This is a genomic window from Stenotrophomonas sp. P5_B8 (assembly GCF_054049855.1).
The window spans coordinates 1-16524 of the sequence record NZ_JBFULO010000047.1 but is presented as its reverse complement, the minus strand read 5'-3'; the positions used below and the strand labels follow the sequence as shown (position 1 = coordinate 16524).

At 68.2% G+C, this 16524-nt stretch carries 15 protein-coding genes; 6 read left to right on the top strand and 9 right to left on the bottom strand.

Features of this window, described 5'->3' with window-relative positions:
* Window positions 1–401: universal stress protein (locus tag ACXJKH_RS04665; RefSeq protein WP_457318475.1), on the top strand; the 401-nt coding region annotated here is incomplete at its 5' end.
* Window positions 402–605: 204 nt separating this feature from the next.
* On the opposite strand, the gene ACXJKH_RS04660 is transcribed toward ACXJKH_RS04665, so the two are convergent.
* On the bottom strand, window positions 606–845 hold the full coding sequence (locus ACXJKH_RS04660; RefSeq protein ID WP_256777548.1) for a hypothetical protein: 240 nt from the start codon (window positions 843–845) through the stop codon (window positions 606–608).
* Between the two features lie 85 nt (window positions 846–930).
* Window positions 931–1215 (bottom strand): DUF2782 domain-containing protein, encoded by a 285-nt coding sequence (locus ACXJKH_RS04655; protein WP_457318474.1) that lies wholly within the window; start codon window positions 1213–1215, stop codon window positions 931–933.
* A 97-nt stretch (window positions 1216–1312) separates the two neighbouring features.
* Here ACXJKH_RS04655 and polA point away from each other — a divergent pair, with 97 nt between their 5' ends.
* Both polA and ACXJKH_RS04645 read left to right on the top strand, forming a co-directional pair.
* Window positions 1313–4084 (top strand): DNA polymerase I, encoded by a 2772-nt coding sequence (polA, locus tag ACXJKH_RS04650; protein WP_457318473.1) that lies wholly within the window; start codon window positions 1313–1315, stop codon window positions 4082–4084.
* Between the two features lie 375 nt (window positions 4085–4459).
* Window positions 4460–4936, top strand: a complete 477-nt coding sequence (locus ACXJKH_RS04645; RefSeq protein ID WP_256777368.1) for a DUF421 domain-containing protein — start codon at window positions 4460–4462, stop codon at window positions 4934–4936.
* Between the two features lie 203 nt (window positions 4937–5139).
* On the opposite strand, the gene hemF is transcribed toward ACXJKH_RS04645, so the two are convergent.
* Genes hemF through ACXJKH_RS04620 form a run of 5 tightly spaced genes read right to left on the bottom strand, consistent with a single transcriptional unit; the run spans window position 5140 to window position 11175 of the window.
* On the bottom strand, window positions 5140–6036 hold the full coding sequence (gene hemF / locus ACXJKH_RS04640) for an oxygen-dependent coproporphyrinogen oxidase (protein WP_457318472.1): 897 nt from the start codon (window positions 6034–6036) through the stop codon (window positions 5140–5142).
* A gap of 42 nt (window positions 6037–6078) precedes the next feature.
* Entirely contained in the window at window positions 6079–7710 is a 1632-nt protein-coding gene (locus ACXJKH_RS04635) for a hypothetical protein (RefSeq protein ID WP_457318471.1), read from the bottom strand.
* Between the two features lie 36 nt (window positions 7711–7746).
* Window positions 7747–8331 carry a hypothetical protein gene (locus ACXJKH_RS04630; RefSeq protein ID WP_256777365.1) on the bottom strand — a complete coding sequence of 195 codons (585 nt, stop codon included), beginning with the start codon at window positions 8329–8331 and terminating at the stop codon, window positions 7747–7749.
* A 29-nt stretch (window positions 8332–8360) separates the two neighbouring features.
* The gene (locus ACXJKH_RS04625; RefSeq protein ID WP_457318470.1) at window positions 8361–8801 is read right to left on the bottom strand and encodes an NUDIX hydrolase; all 441 of its coding nucleotides are present in this window, start codon (window positions 8799–8801) and stop codon (window positions 8361–8363) included.
* Between the two features lie 7 nt (window positions 8802–8808).
* A complete protein-coding gene (locus ACXJKH_RS04620; RefSeq protein WP_457318469.1) occupies window positions 8809–11175 on the bottom strand; it encodes a prolyl oligopeptidase family serine peptidase in 2367 nt (788 codons plus the stop codon).
* Between the two features lie 422 nt (window positions 11176–11597).
* Here ACXJKH_RS04620 and ACXJKH_RS04615 point away from each other — a divergent pair, with 422 nt between their 5' ends.
* Together ACXJKH_RS04615 and cydB are read left to right on the top strand one after the other, a co-directional pair.
* On the top strand, window positions 11598–12995 hold the full coding sequence (locus ACXJKH_RS04615) for a cytochrome ubiquinol oxidase subunit I (protein ID WP_457318468.1): 1398 nt from the start codon (window positions 11598–11600) through the stop codon (window positions 12993–12995).
* Window position 12996: 1 nt separating this feature from the next.
* Window positions 12997–14010: a cytochrome d ubiquinol oxidase subunit II gene (cydB, locus tag ACXJKH_RS04610; protein ID WP_457318467.1), complete on the top strand. Its 1014-nt coding sequence runs from the start codon at window positions 12997–12999 to the stop codon at window positions 14008–14010.
* 613 nt (window positions 14011–14623) lie between these two features.
* Here the strand turns inward: cydB and ACXJKH_RS04605 are convergent.
* Window positions 14624–15649: a chorismate transformation enzyme, FkbO/Hyg5 family gene (locus ACXJKH_RS04605; RefSeq protein WP_256777360.1), complete on the bottom strand. Its 1026-nt coding sequence runs from the start codon at window positions 15647–15649 to the stop codon at window positions 14624–14626.
* A gap of 55 nt (window positions 15650–15704) precedes the next feature.
* A complete protein-coding gene (locus ACXJKH_RS04600; protein ID WP_457318466.1) occupies window positions 15705–15833 on the bottom strand; it encodes a hypothetical protein in 129 nt (42 codons plus the stop codon).
* Between the two features lie 47 nt (window positions 15834–15880).
* Between ACXJKH_RS04600 and ACXJKH_RS04595 the strand changes: the two genes are divergently transcribed.
* Window positions 15881–16524: beta-ketoacyl synthase chain length factor (locus ACXJKH_RS04595; RefSeq protein WP_457318465.1), on the top strand; the 644-nt coding region annotated here is incomplete at its 3' end.

The window sequence follows — 16524 nt, the reverse complement described above, 5'->3', positions numbered from 1 at the left end:
AAAAGGGGCTGCTCAAAGGCCTGGAGCTGGCCCGCGACCTCAATGCCGAGGTCGATATCGTGACCGTTTCCGAGCCGTGGGCGGTGGGCATGTACGACGCGATGGGCTGGAGCGTGGGGTACATGAACAGCCCCGAGTACAAGGCCGACCGCGATGAGGCCGCGCAGAAGGTGCTGGACCCGGCCAAGGCCACCGCCGAAGCACAGGGCCTGCGCGTCAACGTCGTTCACGTGCTGGACCGCTACGCCGCCGATGGCATCATCGACACCGCCACCGAACGCAGCAGCGACCTGATCGTGATGACCTCGCACGGCCGCCGCGGCGTCACCCGCGTGCTGCTCGGCAGCCAGACCGCCGAAGTGCTCGCGCGCAGCACCGTGCCGGTGCTGGTAATCCGCTGAGGGACCGACCGGGTAGTGCCGGCCGTTGGCCGGCTTCCGGTGACGTCAGATTTCCCGAGGAGCCGGCCAGCGGCCGGCAGTATCTGGCGAGGTCACGTTTTACCGAGGAGCCGGCCAGCGGCCGGCAGTATCTGGCGACGTCACGTTTTACCGAGGAGCCGGCCAGCGGCCGGCACTACCTGGCTCGGGTGCGGTGCGTCTGGATCAATCGCGCAGCTGCAACGTCTGCGATTCGTCCAGGCTGCCGTCCGGCTGCAGCACCACGTAGCGCTCGCCCGCGCGGTCGAACAGCACCGGGATCGGGTCGCGGAACAGCGGGCGGCGCACGAACCGCAGCTGCCAGCCGAAATGCTCCAGCGTTTCCACGGCCTTGCGTTGCTCGGCGGTGAGGCCGGCGCGCAACTGGACTGGATCGGGCGACTGGCGGCGTTCGGGCGTATTCATGCGGGAAAACGAAACGGCGGGAGAGACTTCTGCGCCTGCAAGCGGTGTACCAGCACCGGGCGCGGCCGCAGCGCGGCGTATGCCATCACCAGCTGTAGAGCTTCCAGTACACCGGCGAGACGCCGTCCTTGTCGCTGTCCATGCGGCCATCGCCGTTGCGGTCGTACATGTAGTACGCCGCGCCACGCGACGGGCTCACCTTGACCATGCGCAACTGGCCGCCGACGCGGTATTCCTCGACGGTGTCACCGTTGTCCAGGGTGCGCTTGGAGACATCGGCACCGCTGACATCGACCGGGGGCGAACCCGCGCGGCCGGTGGTGGCGCACCCGGCCAGCAACAGCAGGCCAGCCAGCATCAGAGTCTTCATGGGCCGAGGATCCTTGTACGGGGAGGTCTGGATTATGCCCCATGGGTCGTGATGCCCGCGCAGGGACCGCGTGCGACCGGGCGGGTAGAATCGTCACATGAGCCGATTAGTCCTGATTGACGGGTCCAGTTACCTGTATCGCGCGTTCCACGCGCTTCCCCCGCTGACCAACGCCCACGGTGAACCTACCGGCGCGCTGTTCGGCGTGGTCAACATGCTGCGCGCCACGCTGAAGGAGCGCCCGGAATACGTGGCGTTCGTGGTCGATGCGCCCGGCAAGACCTTCCGCGATGACCTGTACGCCGACTACAAGGCCAACCGTCCGCCGATGCCCGACGAGCTGCGCCCGCAGATCGAGCCGATGTGCCGCATCGTCGAAGCGCTCGGCCTGAGCATCCTGCGCATCCCCGGCGTGGAAGCCGACGATGTGATCGGCACGCTGGCGCTGCAGGGCCACCAGGACGGCCTGCACGTGACCATCTCCACCGGTGACAAGGACTTCGCGCAGCTGGTGCGTCCGGGCATCGAACTGGTCAACACCATGACCGGCAGCCGCATGGATTCGGACGCGGCGGTAATGGAGAAGTTCGGCGTGCGCGCCGACCAGATCGTCGACCTGCTGGCGCTGATGGGCGACGCCGTGGACAACGTGCCGGGCGTGGAGAAGTGCGGTCCCAAGACCGCCGCCAAGTGGCTGGCCGAGTACCAGCACCTGGACGGGGTGATGGCGGCCGCGCCGGGGATGAAGGGCAAGATCGGCGAAAACCTGCGCGCCGCGCTGGAGCGCCTGCCGCTCAACCGCGAGCTGGTCACCATCCGCACCAGCGTGCCGTTGGATGCCAGCCCGCGCACGTTGGCCCTGCGCGATCCGGACGTGCCCACGCTGGGCGAGCTGTACCTGCGCTACGGCTTCACCCAGGCGCTCAAGGAGCTGGGTGGCCCGGCCGCCGCCGCAGTGGCCGCCAGCGACGCTGCGGTGAGCCTGCGTGGCACTGCGGCCGGCTACGCCCGCAGCGCCCCGGCCGACGCGGCAGCGCCGCTCGACCCGGCGCTGTCGGCCCCGGGTGACTACGAAACGGTGCTGACCACCGCACAGCTCGATGCCTGGGTGCAGCGCATCGAGGCGGCCGAGCTGATCGCCTTCGATACCGAAACCGACGCGCTCGATGCGATGCGCGCCAACCTGGTCGGCATCAGCCTTGCGGTCGAGCCCGGCCATGCCGCGTACATCCCGGTGGGCCACAACTATCCCGGTGCGCCGGTGCAGCTGCCGATCGAGCTGGTGCTGGCCGCGCTGCGCCCGGTGCTGGAAAACCCGGACAAGAAGAAGCTCGGCCAGCACGGCAAGTACGACCTGCACGTGCTGCGCCGCCATGGCGTGAACCTGCAGGGCTACCACGACGACACCATGCTCGAGAGCTTCGTGCTCAACTCCACCGCCACCCGCCACGACATGGATTCGCTGGCGATGCGCTACCTGGGCTACACCACGATCAAGTTCGAGGACGTGGCCGGCAAGGGTGCCAAGCAGATCCCGTTCTCGCAGGTGGGCCTGGACGAGGCCGGCCGCTACGCCGCCGAAGACGCCGACATCACCCTGCGCCTGCACCGGGCACTGCAGCCGCAGCTGCTGGAAGCGCCGTCGCTGCAGCGGGTGTACCGCGACATCGAGATGCCGCTGGTGCCGGTGCTGGCCCGGATCGAGGCCAACGGCGTACACATCGACATGGCCGAGCTGCGTCGGCAGAGCCAGGATCTGGGCGTGCGCATGCTGGCGGCCCAGCAGAAGGCCACCGAACTGGCCGGGCACACCTTCAACCTGGATTCGCCCAAGCAGCTGCAGGCCGTGCTGTTCGACGAACTGAAGCTGCCGGCGCTGGTGAAGACCCCCAAGGGCCAGCCCAGCACCAATGAAGAGGCGCTGGAGGCGATCGCCGAGCAGCACGAGCTGCCGCGGGTGATCCTGGAGTACCGCGGGCTGGCCAAGCTGCGCAGCACCTATACCGACAAGCTGCCGGAGATGGTCAATCCGGACACCGGCCGGGTGCACACCAGCTACCACCAATCCGGTGCCGCCACCGGCCGGCTGTCCTCCTCCGACCCGAACCTGCAGAACATCCCGATCCGCACCGAGGACGGGCGCCGCATCCGCCGCGCCTTCGTCGCCCCGCCGGGGCGCAAGATCCTGGCCTGCGATTACTCGCAGATCGAGCTGCGGATCATGGCCCACCTGTCCGAGGACCCGGGCCTGGTACGCGCCTTCGAACAGGGTGTGGACGTGCACCGCGCCACCGCCGCCGAGGTCTTCGGGCGGGCACTGGACGAGGTCACCCCCAACGAACGCCGTGCCGCCAAGGCGATCAACTTCGGCCTGATGTACGGCATGAGTGCGTTCGGGCTGGCCCGCAACCTGGGCATCGACCGCGGCCAGGCCCAGGATTACGTGGCGCTGTACTTCAGCCGTTATCCCGGCGTGCGCGACTTCATGGAGCGCATGCGCCAGCAGGCCCGCGACCAGGGTTACGTGGAAACCCTGGAGGGCCGCCGGCTGTACCTGAACGACATCCACGCCCGCAACCAGGGCCTGCGCGCCGGGGCTGAACGCGCGGCGATCAACGCCCCGATGCAGGGCACCGCAGCGGACATCATCAAGCGCGCGATGGTGAAGGTGGACGACTGGCTGCAGGGCCAGGGCGACCAGGCGCGGATGATCATGCAGGTGCACGATGAACTGGTGTTCGAAAGCGAAAGTAGTTTTCTGGAAACCTTGCGTTCCCAGGTGATCGACTTGATGTCGTCTTCGGCCAAGTTGCGGGTGCCGCTGGTGGTGGACGCCGGTGTGGGTGATAACTGGGATGAGGCCCACTGAGACGGGAATCACGGGAAAACAGCTGAATCGGTTCATTGCTGGCCGATTAACTGACTCTCGGATGAATGTTTCCCCTACACCCCTTYCATTAATTGGGCCCCTTCACGAACTATCAATGTTCGAGGTGCTTTTATAGACCTCGACAGGCGCAACGCCTGTTGTGGATCTCTCCCATCCCCTGGAGCAGATCTCGGAACGGGGGCTACTCCCCAAGCGCCCGTTCCCCGGCCCCGCTGACCTCCCCCTGGTCGGCGGGGCTTTTTATTTGCGGCGTTGGAAACTGCCCGCGCGGCACCGGCCATCCCCCCCTATCGCCCCGTATTGCCGCCGACCACATGCGCGCCGCATGCTGTGACCTGGATTGGGGAGACCGGAATGAGCGATCTGTTTGCATTGGCCATGCCGTGGTGGGAATTCATCCTGCGCGCGGTGGTGGTGTACGTGGTGGTGCTGGGCATGGTGCGGTTGTCGGGCAAGCGCGCGCTGGGCCAGATCACCCCGTTCGATGTGCTGCTGATCGTGCTGCTCGGCAACGCAGTGCAGAACGCACTGCTCGGCAAGGACACCTCGCTGGGCGGTGGCCTGTTGCTGGCCGCCACGCTCATCTCGATCAATTACGGCGTGGGTTGGCTGTCCACGCGCAGCCGACGCGTGGAAAATCTGGTCGAAGGCGAGCCGGTGCTGATCGCACGCGATGGCAAGGTGCTCGATTCAGTGCTCAAGCGCGAGCTGGTGACCCCGGCCGACCTCGACGCGGCGCTACGCCAGCAGGGCTGCCTGTCCATCGACGACGTCGCGCTGGCCGTGCTGGAAATCAACGGCCACATCACCATCGTGCCGAAGAAGGGGTAGCGCCACCGGATGGGTGGAGGCTGTCCGGGGAGTGCCCAGCCACGCATGGCGTGGCTCTACCGTGGCGGGGCCACCACCGGCCGTGTGCGATATCCAGCCGGTGCCGGCGCCACTACCGGGCGCATGCGATATCCATATCCGGTAGAGCCACCCCATGGGTGGCTGCTTTCAAGCGGTGATGCAGCCGGCGAGGGGCGCATCGCTCACACCCAGTCGCGCGGCACCAGGTAATCGGCCAGGCGCGCTTCATCGCTGCCGGCCTCGGGTTGGAAACCATATTCCCAGCGCACGCGCGGGGGCAGGCTCATCAGGATGCTCTCGCTGCGCCCGCCACTCTGCAGGCCGAACAACGTGCCGCGGTCGTAGACCAGGTTGAATTCGACGTAGCGGCCGCGGCGGTACAGCTGGAACTCGCGCTCACGCTCGCCGTAGGGCATGTTCTTGCGGCGTTCCACAAGCGGCAGGTAGGCCTGCAGGAAGCCATCGCCGACCGCGCGCAGGTAGGCGAAATCGCGCTCGAAATCGCCGTGCAGGTCATCGAAGAACAGCCCGCCCACGCCGCGCGTTTCATTGCGGTGGCGCAGGAAGAAGTATTCGTCGCACCAGCGCTTGTGCGCGGCGTAGCGTTCGGGCCCGAACGGGGCGCAGAGATCGCGCGCCATCCCATGCCAGTGCTGCACGTCTTCATCGAACGGGTAGAACGGGGTGAGGTCGAAACCGCCCCCAAACCACGAGGCCACTTCCACGCCGTCGCGCTCGGCGCGGAAATAACGCACGTTGGCGTGGGTGGTGGGAAGGTACGGGTTGGCCGGGTGGAACACCAGTGACACCCCGGTGGCGCGCCACGACGCGCCCGCCAGTTCCGGGCGGTTGGCCGACGCCGACGGCGGCAGGCGCGTGCCGGCCACATCGGAGAAGCCGATCCCGGCCTGCTCGAACACCGCGCCATCGCGCAGGATGCGGGTGCGGCCGCCACCGCCCTCGGCGCGCTGCCACACGTCTTCGGCGAACCGGGCGCTGCCGTCGGCGGCTTCGATCGCCGCACAGATGCGGTCCTGCAGGTCGGTCAGATAGGCGCGCACGYGCTCGAATTCGTTCATGGCGCGTACTTTACCGCAGGCCGGCGTACGGCCTGCGTGCACTCAACGGCCGCCCTTGCGGTTGCTGGCCGGCCGTTCCTTCGCCTTGGCCGGCGCATCGGGTGGGCTGTCGTCGTCCTCCGCCTCCGCCTCGGCGGCCATCCGCGCGGCAATCGCTTCCAGCCCGGCGCTGACCTGCAGCAGCGCCCAGTTCCGCGTGGCGTGCACATCGCAGGCCACATGCGTGCCCTTGCCATCCTTGGCACAGATCGCTTCGATCTGTGATGGCAGCTGTTCGTCGCCGGTGTGCTCATACACGCTGGCCAGGTTCTCGCAGCCTTCGCGTACGCCGGCCGCGCAGAGCTTCAGGTAGAACGGCGCGGCGTCCGCCCAGCGATCGGACAGTGCCAACTGGTGGCCGGCGGCGTTGCAGCCCTGCAGCTTGCCTGCCGCGCAGCAGGCCTGCGCAGCGCCGGGACGGCCGATGCCCGGGCAATCCTGCGGCAGCGGGGTTTCCACATACACCACCGGTGCGCTGCACTGCTGCGCCTCGCCGACGCGCTGGTAGTAACCAAAGCGGTTCCAGCTGTCCATGCCGATCAGGTTGCCGTTGGCGAGCGTCTTGAACACGAAGTCGTCGCCCTGGTCATGGCGCACGCGGATGTCGCCATCGACCAGACGGGCCCGCAGCTTGCCGCCGAAGCCGCTGTCGATCATGCCGCCATCGCCGAAGGCCAGGTGATCCATCAGTCCCTGGTCGGCCAGGTAGCTGCCGCAGGGCAGGGCGGTGGCCGCCACCGGGGCGAGCGCCCTGGCATCCAGCCCGGCCAGCGGCGCCGCCCGCTGGCAGGCGCGCGGGTCTTGGCCGCGCGTGCAGGCCAGCTGCAAGGCATCGCGCGCCGGTAGCAGCCGCCCGGCGGCCCACAGCGCATCGGCCGCCTTGGCGCAGAACGTACCGGCGGTCTGCGCCCTGCACAGGGCGGTGATCTCATCCAGCTGTGCGGCCGGCAGCGGTGCCGGGTCGCCGGCGGCCAGCCCGCCGAGCAGGGCCTTGGCCATCGCCTTGCCCATCACCTCGCGCGCGGCTTCCAGGCAGGCCGCCTGGTCGTAGCTGCCCGAGTCCGGCTTGCACACCGCCGGTTCGGCCAGCTCGGGGTCGTCTTCGGCCGGGGTTGCCGCGTTGGGCGCGTCGCGGGCCTCCGACTGGTAGTTGGCGAGCAGGCCCTTGCACGCTGCGGGCACGCCCTCCTCGCACCATTGGCGCAGCGTGGCGCTGTTGGCCAGCGGGAGGTCATGCAGACAGGTGCCGATCTGCGCGCGGCACGAGGGGGGCGGGAACACACTGGCGGGCTGGCAGCGGGCCGCCCGTTGCAGCCGGTACGCGCTGACGCCATCGCTGAGGAGGCGCCCGCCCTCCTGCACGGTCAGCGACCAGACACCGCCGTTGTCCAGGTCGGCCAGCTTCAGTTCGTTGCCCAGGCGGCTGACCAGATACGGTTCGGGCGGCTGTTCCGGAATCTGCCGGAACCCCTGGTTCGGGCTTTGCAGCGTCAGCGTGGTGCCGGTGTCTTCGGCCGTGAACGTGCCGCACTGCATCGACTCGGCGGCGGCGGGCAGGCTGGTCAGCGCCAGGACGAACACCATCAGGCAACGCGCAGCCAGGGCGCGGCGGAACGTGGATACAGCAAGGGTCACAACATCATCCTTGAGGGCGGAGCGGAGAAGAGGGGATCAGCGACGAAAGTACGCCAGCACATCGGCGCGCAGCAGGCGCACCACCAGCCATACATGCAGCACCGCAAAGGCGATCGAGGTGCCCAGCGCGGTACCGGTGAAGAACAGCCGCTGCAGGCGCAACTCGCGCATGTCGCTGGCGTCGGCGTGCGGGGCCAGGTACGCCAGCAGGTGGCGGACGGCATCGTCGATCACCCAGGTAGCGGCGAAGTTCGACGCGGCGGTGGCGACCAGCAACACGATGAACAGCCACAGCGCCCAGCCCTGGCGGCGCAACATGCCCCAGCAGGCGGCCACGCCGGCCAGGCAGGTCAGCAGCCCGGCCACGCTCACCGCCACGGCGTGTGCGCCCAGCCAGTGCAGCGCGGGCGACAGCCACGACAGGTCATGGCCCTGGACCATCTGGCGGACCCACTCGGCGCTGGAGGCCGACGCGGCGAGGGGCACCAGCAAGAGCCAGGACAGCGCCGATGCGGCGCAGACCACCAGCACCGACTGGGCCAGGGGGGCGAGGAATCTTGGCGGCGCGCCCGGCGCGAGCGTTGGCCTGGCGTGCGGCAGTTGCGGGGGAATCGTTGACATCCGGTGTCCTGGTGGGCCGGCGGCGACCGTCAGGTCGTCGCCACCGCGAGCGCGGCCGCCGGCAGGATATGGTCTGCACTCAACGCTGCCAAGCGCCGCCCATGCGGCGGATGCAACGGGACCCAGGCCAGTTCGGCGATTTCCGCCTGTGGCCGGGGCGTGCCGATCACGGTCACCCAGAAGGCCCGGGCACGCACGCGGTGCCCGGCTTCGTGTACGGCCCAGGCCTCGAACCGGCCCAGTGCGCGCGCGCTGGCAGGGTCCAGGATGACCCCGAGTTCCTCCTGCAGCTCACGCGCCAGCGCGGCCAGCGGTGCTTCCCCGGGCTCGGGCTTGCCGCCGGGCTGGATGAAGGTGTCCGAGCCGTGTTTGCGCACGACCAGCACGCGGCCGCTGGCATCGAAAACGACCGCGGCGACGATATCGATCGTCGCCGCGGTGTGCGGTGCGTCAGTGGCAACCGACGTCATCGCGGGCTTACTTCAGGTTTTCTTCGAACAGCTTGAGGATGCGCTTGTACTGGTCCAGCCAGGAATCCGGACGCACGTAGCCGTGGCGCTCCAGCGGGTAGGGCGCGATGGACCAGTTGTCCTTGTGCAGTTCGATCAGCTTCTGGGTGAGGTTGACCGAATCCTGGAAGAACACGTTGTCATCCATCATCCCGTGCGCGATCAGCAGGTGGTCCTGCAGGCCTTCGGCATACTCGATCGGCGAGGAGATGCGGTAGGCCTCCGGATCGATGTCCGGGGTGTTGAGGATGTTGGCGGTGTAGCCGTGGTTGTACTGGTGCCAGTCCACCACCGGGCGCAGCGCCGCACCGGCCTTGAACGTGCCCGGCGAACGGAACAGCGCCATGAAGGTCATGAAGCCGCCGTAGGAGCCACCGTAGATGCCGGCGTGGTCACGGGCACCCTGTCTGGTCTCCACCAGCCAGTCCAGGCCGTCCTTGTAGTCTTCCAGTTCCGGGTGGCCCATGTTGCGGTAGATCGCCGTACGCCAGTTGCGGCCGTAGCCGGCGCTGCCGCGGTAGTCCATGTCCAGCACGATGTAGCCCTTCTGCACGAGCAGGTTGTGGAACATCTGCTCGCGGAAATAGGCCGGGTACTGCTGGTGCACGTTCTGCAGGTAGCCGGCGCCGTGCACGAACATGGCGATCGGGTACTGCTTGCCCGGCTCGGGGTTTTCCGGGCCGTAGTACTTGGCCCAGACCACACCGGCGCCATGCTTGGACGGCACCTGCACCAGCTTGGGCTGGATCCACTCGCGGGCCTTGAAGGCGGCGCTGCGGGTATCGGTGAGTACCTTGGCCTGGCCACCGGCAGCGGGCACCACGGCCAGCTGGGTCGGCAGGTAGGCGCCGGAGTAGCGCACCAGCAGCTGCTGGCCATCCGGGGACAGCGAGAAGTCTTCCACGCCGTTGAGCGAGGTCAGTTCGCGCACCTGCCTGCTGGCATTGTCCACCGCGCACACTTCGTAGTCGCCGGGGCTCTGCTGGTTGCAGAGGAAGTAGAAACCGCGGCCGTCGGCGCTGGGCACCGGCATCGAGGTTTCCCACTTGCCGCCGGTCAGCGCCTGCGGCTTGGCCGTGCCCTGCTGGGTGTACAGGTGCGAGTAGCCCGATTCCTCCGACAGCAGCCACAGCGTGCGGTTGTCGTTGGACCAGCCGAAATCGTTGAAGCTCCAGTTGATCCAGGCCGCGTCGGTCAAGCGGTGGCGGTTTTCGAGTTTGGCGCTGGCCGGGCTGACGCTGGTGAGCCAGCGGTCCTTGTTGTCGTTGGCGCGCAGCATGATCGCGGCTTGCTGGCCATCGGCGCTCCAGCGGATGCCGGGAGTGCCGGGGCCGGCCAGCACTTCGACCGGACGGTTGCCCTTGAGCGCGTCCTTGCCGGCGGCTTTGCGCAGTGCGGCGAGCGGATCGGTGCCGATACCCGGCAGGCCGTCCAGCGACAGCGGCTTGACCGTGCCGGTCACCGCATCGACCAGCCACAGCGTGTGCGGTTCGGGATCGTTGCGGCCCACGCGGGTGCGGGTGTCTTCGAATTCCTCGTAGCCGGATTCGGTCACGTACTTGGGCATCTTGCCGCCGCGGCCTTCATCGAAGCTCTTCGGTTTGGTGACTACGATCAGGCTGCGGGTGTCCGGGGACAGCACGCTGTCGACGATCTCCACCTCGGCGCCGAGGTACACCGGGCCCGGCGCGCGGGTGCCATCGGCACGGCGCCAGCTGGCTTCCTGCGCCTTGAGCGCGTCGCGCTGGGCGCGGTCGTTGCGCAGCGTGGCCAGGGTGCGCAGCTGCTGGTCGCGCAACACGTCGGCCTTGGGCGCCTCGTCGGGATTTTTTTCGGCTTTCAGGCTGGCCACCTGCTGCACGCCGCCGGCGGCGGTCCAGTGGAACCAGTTCTGCCCGGTGCGCCAGATCACCCCGCCATCGCGGGCGAAGTTGACCGCGCTGGACTTCTCCGAGCTGCGGGTCAGCTGGGTCAGCGCGCCGCTGCGCAGGTCGCGCAGGAACACATCGCCATTGCGTACGAACACCGCACGCTGGCGCGCGCTGTCGTACACCGTGCTGTCCACGTCGAGGGTGCCGCGCTGGTCATCGGCGACCTGGGCGGCCACGCCGCCGTTGACGGGCTGGCGGAAGGTGTCGCGCACGGGGCTGCCGGTGCGCTTGAGCTGGTACTCGACCTGCTGGCTGTTCCAGGACCACCAGGCGCTTTCGACCGGCGGACCGATCCAGTCCGGGTCGGCCATGGCCTGCTCGATGGTGATCGGCGTCGGCGCCGCGTGGGCAGCACCGCCTAGGGCGGCGAGCAGCAGCAGGGACAAGGGCAGCGTTCTGGGCATTGCGGGCGGCACCGTAGAGGAAAACCCGGCAAGCGTAGCAGCAGCAAGGGCCGGGGGAGGGGGCCACAGGTCATGGGCGCTGGTGCGGAAGACAAGCGGYTGTCGGTGGRTCGGGCGCCGGGCCCCTCTACCCTTTCCGGCGAATGTCCCCCGGYGTCGGCCTGCGGCCGCCYYCTCCTCCTTTRTTTCGCCTCCAAGGGTAGAGGGGCCCGGCGCCCGACCCACCGACCAGCGCCCAAAAACCCTGGCTTCTACTTGCGGTAGCCTCCGGCCGAAGGGCCATGCCCGCTGAATCACCCGCCAATCCACGACCGGGCTCCACCTGCGACAAAGTGAAGCAGCGCGTCACCGGGTCGCATGTGCCTTTCACGGATATCGGCCCAGACTGGTGCGGATTTCCAGAAACCAGTCGGAGGCGTCACGTGGACGCGTTGTTGTTGTCGCGGATCCAGTTCGGGTTCGTCATCAGTTTCCATGTGCTGTTCCCGGCCTTCACCATCGGCACCGCCAGTTGGCTGGCGTTCGTGGAGTCGCGCTGGCTGCGCACCGGCAACCCGGTCTGGCGCGAGCTGTATTTCTTCTGGCAGAAAATCTTTGCCGTGTCCTTCGGCATGGGCGTGGTCAGCGGCATCGTCATGGCCTTCCAGTTCGGCACCAACTGGCCGCGGCTGAGCGAAGTGGCCGGCAGCGTGATCGGGCCGCTGCTCACCTATGAAGTGCTCACCGCGTTCTTCCTGGAAGCCAGCTTCCTCGGCGTGATGATGTTCGGCTGGGGCAAGGTGTCGCCGCGCCTGCATTTTCTGTCCACCTGCATGGTGGCGCTGGGCACGCTGTTTTCCACATTCTGGATCCTGTCGTCCAACAGCTGGCTGCATACGCCGGCCGGCTACGCGATGATCGATGGCATCGTGCACCCGCAGAACTGGTGGCAGGTGGTGTTCAATCCCTCCTTCCCCTATCGCCTGGCGCACATGGCGCTGGGCTCGTTCATCACCACGTGCTTTGTGATCGGCGGCATCGGCGCGTGGTACCTGCGCAAGGGCACGCACGTGGAAGCCGGGCGCACGATGCTGCTGGCGGCCGTGGCGTTCGCCGCGCTGACCGTGCCGGTGCAGATCTTCGTCGGCGATATGCACGGGTTGAACACGCTCAAGCACCAGCCGATGAAGATCGCCGCGATGGAAGCGCACTGGCATGCCGAAGGCGAGGGCAAGGGCGTGCCGCTGGTGGTGTTCGCTCTGCCCAATGAAAAGGCCGAGCGCAATGATTACGAACTTGCGATCCCGCGCTTGGGCAGCCTGATCCTCACCCATTCGCTGGAGGGCACGCTCGATCCGCTGACCTCCGTGCCGGCCAGCGATCGGCCGCCGGTGGTGCCGGTGTTCTTCGCCTTCCGCATCATGGTCGGGCTCGGCTCGCTGATGCTGCTGCTGGCGTGGGTATCGGCGTTCCAGTGGTGGCGCGGCAAGCTGCTGCAGTCGCGCTGGCTGATCCGCGGCTGGAACTGGATGCTGCCCAGCGGCTTCATCGCACTGATCTCGGGCTGGTTCGTGACCGAGATGGGGCGGCAGCCCTGGGTGGTCTATGGCGTGCTGCGCACCGCCGATGCGGTAGGCCCGCAGAGTGCGTGGATGACGGCGCTGTCGCTGGGCGTGTACGTGGTCGGCTACGCGTTCGTGTTCGGCTGGGGCATCTGGTACCTGGTCAAGATCATCCGCACCGGTCCCAAGCCGCATGAGCCGGCCCCGGCGTTGGAGGCCGGCAGCCACACCCCGGCACGGCCGCTGTCCGGCGCCGACGAACCGCTGGAGGAGCGCTGACATGGAGATGACGACCTGGCTGCCCGTGGCATGGTTTGCGGTGATCGGCTTCGGCGTGCTGATGTACGTGGTACTGGACGGGTTCGTGCTGGGCATCGGCATCCTTGCGCCCATGGCCGAGGACGAAGAACAGCTGGACATCATGATGAACACCGCCGCGCCGATCTGGGACGGCAACGAGACCTGGCTGGTCCTGGGCGGCGCGGGCCTGATGGCCGCTTTCCCCAAGGCGTATGCGGCGTTGCTGTCGGCGTTGTATCTCCCCGTACTGCTGCTGGTGGTGGCGCTGGTGTTCCGCGGAGTGGCGTTCGAATTCCGCTTCAAGGCGCACCGCTCGCGCCGGCTGTGGAGCGTGGCCTTCGGGCTGGGCTCGTTGCTGGCCGCGTTCGCGCAGGGCGTGATCCTGGGCGCGCTGGTGCAGGGCCTGCAGGTGGTGGATGGGCGTTACGTGGGCGGGGCCTTCAGCTGGTTCAGCCCGTTCTCGATGCTGACCGGTGCGGCGGTGGTGTTCGGCTATGCGCTGCTGGGCAGCACCTGGCTGATCCTCAAGACCGAGGGGCGCGAGCAGACCTTCGCGCGCACGCTGACGCGGCCGCTGGTGGTGGCGGTGATCGTGTTCATGGGCCTGGTCAGCACGTGGCTGCCGTTCCTGGACTCGCGGCTGATGGCGCGCTGGTTCAGCGACGGCAACTTCTGGTGGTTGTCGCCGGTGCCGTTGCTGACCCTGGGCGTGGCGGTGGCGCTGTGGCGCAGCGCGATGCACCCCAAGCGCGACCTGCCGCCGTTCCTGCTGACCCTGGCGCTGTTCATCCTGGGCTTCATCGGCCTGGTGCTGGGCATGTGGCCCTACCTGCTGCCGCCGAGCATGACCTTGTGGCAGGCGGCCGCGCCGGCCTCGTCGCTGGGCTTCAGCCTGATCGGGCTGGTGGTGCTGCTGCCGGTGATCCTGGGCTACACGGCCTGGTCCTACCGAGTGTTCCGCGGGAAGGTGCGGGCGGATGTGGGGTATCACTGAGGGAGCGGCAGGGGCTGCAGCCCGTCATTGATCCGCTTGGGTCGCGGGGTGCCAGCGCATGCCGGGACACGCCGTGAACCCCGCTCCGTGGTTCGGCCCAGCCGCCGGCGGCTGGACGTTCGGGCGCATGCGAGGCAGTGCCTCGCAATCGATGCGCCCTCACCCATGCGGCTCGTTCGCCGCATCCATGCGGCGCACGGTCCCGGCATGGGCTGGCACCCCCGACCTGCGGGCGCTTGGAGTCAGTGGGAACAGGCACCCGCGGAAGAAGGGTCAAGAGCAGCCGACCATGGGTCGGCTCTACCGGGGCGGGTTCCGTCTTTGAGTGGCGGTAGCGTGKTCGYCAKGCGCRCGGCCAGATGCAGACGGCTGTTGACYGTTCCATGCGCACCAGCCAGCTGTGGAGGGGCGGTGTGGGTGGGTGGGCGGGACCGTCGTGCGCCATGGATGGCGCACGCGAGCCTCCACGGATGGATTTACGGCGTGTCCCGCCMACCCACCCACACCGACCCCAATCAGCATGTGTTGAGCGTTGAAGGGTGTTGGCAGACATGCAGCCGACCAACGGTCGGCTCTACGGTCGAACCATGGTGCGTTCCGCGCAGGACGCGGCTCAGCCGTGCAGGCCTTCGATCTCGACCAGCAGTTCGGCGCGACAGACCTCGGCGTGCAACACCACGAAGGCCGGCGCGCCCGGCAGCGCGGCCATCTGCGCGGCTACCGCCGGCATGTCCTCGGCGCGACGCACGTAGACCTTCAGCACCGATCCGGCCCCCAGCGTCGGTGACAGCGACGGCCGTTGCCGGCGGGCCGCGTCCACCAGACTCTGCAGATTGGTCAACGTCTCGCGCAACTGTTCATCCACCGCCCCGGTGTGCTGGGACACATGGCCCACGATCGCTGCCGTTCCCGACTGCAGCAACGGCAAGCCCGTCGCCGCCGGCGCCAGCAGCGCCCGCGAAAAACTCGGCGACTGCGGGCCATACTGGCGTGGATAACGGAACGCGCTCACCTGGCGCGGATTTTCCAACGGCAGCCCGGCGTCGCGCCCTGCCAGCCAGTACACCTGCAGACGCCGCTCGCCGTCGAAGCGCCCGATGCACGTCGCCGCCGGCAACGCTGCCTCGTCCAGTTCGCGCAGCCCCTGCACCCGCCCCACGCAGAAGCGCCGGTACCGCTCCTGGTCGCCGTCGCCCTCGGTCACCGCATCCAGGTAATTCCACGTCCGCAGCAGGTGCGGGAATCCCGAACTGGTCAGAAAGCTACTCATTCTTGCGTAGGCATCTGCTGCGGCCGACGCGATATCCCCGTCCACTTCTTCAATTTCCAGTACCCCGAACAGCACCGTCTCGTTGTGCGACCACCGTACCCCGTCGGTCACCCCGCAGCGCACCGGCGTCGGCGAACGCCATACCTCCACCTGCGCTGGACCGTGCTCGGCCAGCGGCACCTGCAGCCAGCGCGGATCCCCGTCCAGCCGCGCATCACGCGCGCCGAAACCGAAGATCGCCAGCGTGCAGGGATCGGCCAGGGCCGCATCGCGCAACGACGCAGGCGCATAGCCCACGCTGAACAAGGCCGGTCCGGTCGGATGGGAAGCGACCGCCGGGGCCGATGCGTCGTGGATCGTGCTGCTCATTTCAGATTGTGAATGCTGCCAGTGCCAAGGGTGTCATGATAGCGTGCGCTCCTTTTTACGGCGGTGCGTTGGGATGTCCCAGCCGCGCCACCGGGAAGATCGCGTCGCCACGCGCCTGCTGCCCACTCCACCCACGGGGAAGTGTCTGCGGGTCGGGCAGGCCCTGTCCAAGGCGTCGGCGCACCCCTTTCAAGCACTGCGCCCCGGGTGCCCATCAACATGTTGGCGTGAATGATCGAGTTTTCAGTGGTGGATTGGTCGGCCTGGGCACCGGGCCTGACCTCGAAGGAAGCCTGGCAGGCCTGGTCGCAGGCACCGGCATTGCCGCAGGGCGATGACACCCCGGCGTTGTCCGAAGTGCCCGCCATGCAGCGCCGGCGCATCGAGCGGCTCGGGCGCATGGCCATCCAGGCGGCCTGCTGGTGCGAGCAACCCGATGACGGTGGCCAGGTGCCGCTGGTGTTTGCTTCCCGGCATGGCGATGTCGCCCGGTCGATGGAGCTTCTGGACAACCTGTGTGCCGATAACGGCATGTCCCCGACCGCCTTCGGCCTGTCGGTGCACAACGCCGTGGCCGCGCTGTACTCCATCGCCCGCGGCCACCGCGGCAACTACCTGGCCCTGGCCGCCGGCCGGGCCACGGTCGAGACGGCCTGCGTGGAGGCATATGGCCTGCTGGCCGACGGCGCCCCGGAAGTGCGCGTGGTCATCTACGAATCGCAGTTGCCACCGGTCTACGCCGGCTTCGCCGACGAGCCGGACCCGTACTACGCCTGGTGCTGGCGCCTGGCCAGGGCCGACCGTCCCGGCGCCCGGCTGTCGCTGAACTGGAGCGCTGCCGACGCCGACAGCCCGGCCGCCGCGCTACCGCACGG

Excerpts from the sequence above, each read along its gene's own strand:
- ACXJKH_RS04660 (WP_256777548.1), bottom strand. The coding sequence starts at position 845 with ATGAATACGCCCGAACGCCGCCAGTCGCCCGATCCAGTCCAGTTGCGC.
- ACXJKH_RS04655 (WP_457318474.1), bottom strand. The coding sequence starts at position 1,215 with ATGAAGACTCTGATGCTGGCTGGCCTGCTGTTGCTGGCCGGGTGCGCC.
- polA (WP_457318473.1), top strand. The coding sequence starts at position 1,313 with ATGAGCCGATTAGTCCTGATTGACGGGTCCAGTTACCTGTATCGCGCG.
- ACXJKH_RS04645 (WP_256777368.1), top strand. The coding sequence starts at position 4,460 with ATGAGCGATCTGTTTGCATTGGCCATGCCGTGGTGGGAATTCATCCTG.
- ACXJKH_RS04630 (WP_256777365.1), bottom strand. The coding sequence starts at position 8,331 with ATGTCAACGATTCCCCCGCAACTGCCGCACGCCAGGCCAACGCTCGCG.
- ACXJKH_RS04625 (WP_457318470.1), bottom strand. The coding sequence starts at position 8,801 with ATGACGTCGGTTGCCACTGACGCACCGCACACCGCGGCGACGATCGAT.
- ACXJKH_RS04620 (WP_457318469.1), bottom strand. The coding sequence starts at position 11,175 with ATGCCCAGAACGCTGCCCTTGTCCCTGCTGCTGCTCGCCGCCCTAGGC.
- cydB (WP_457318467.1), top strand. The coding sequence starts at position 12,997 with ATGGAGATGACGACCTGGCTGCCCGTGGCATGGTTTGCGGTGATCGGC.
- ACXJKH_RS04605 (WP_256777360.1), bottom strand. The coding sequence starts at position 15,649 with ATGAGCAGCACGATCCACGACGCATCGGCCCCGGCGGTCGCTTCCCAT.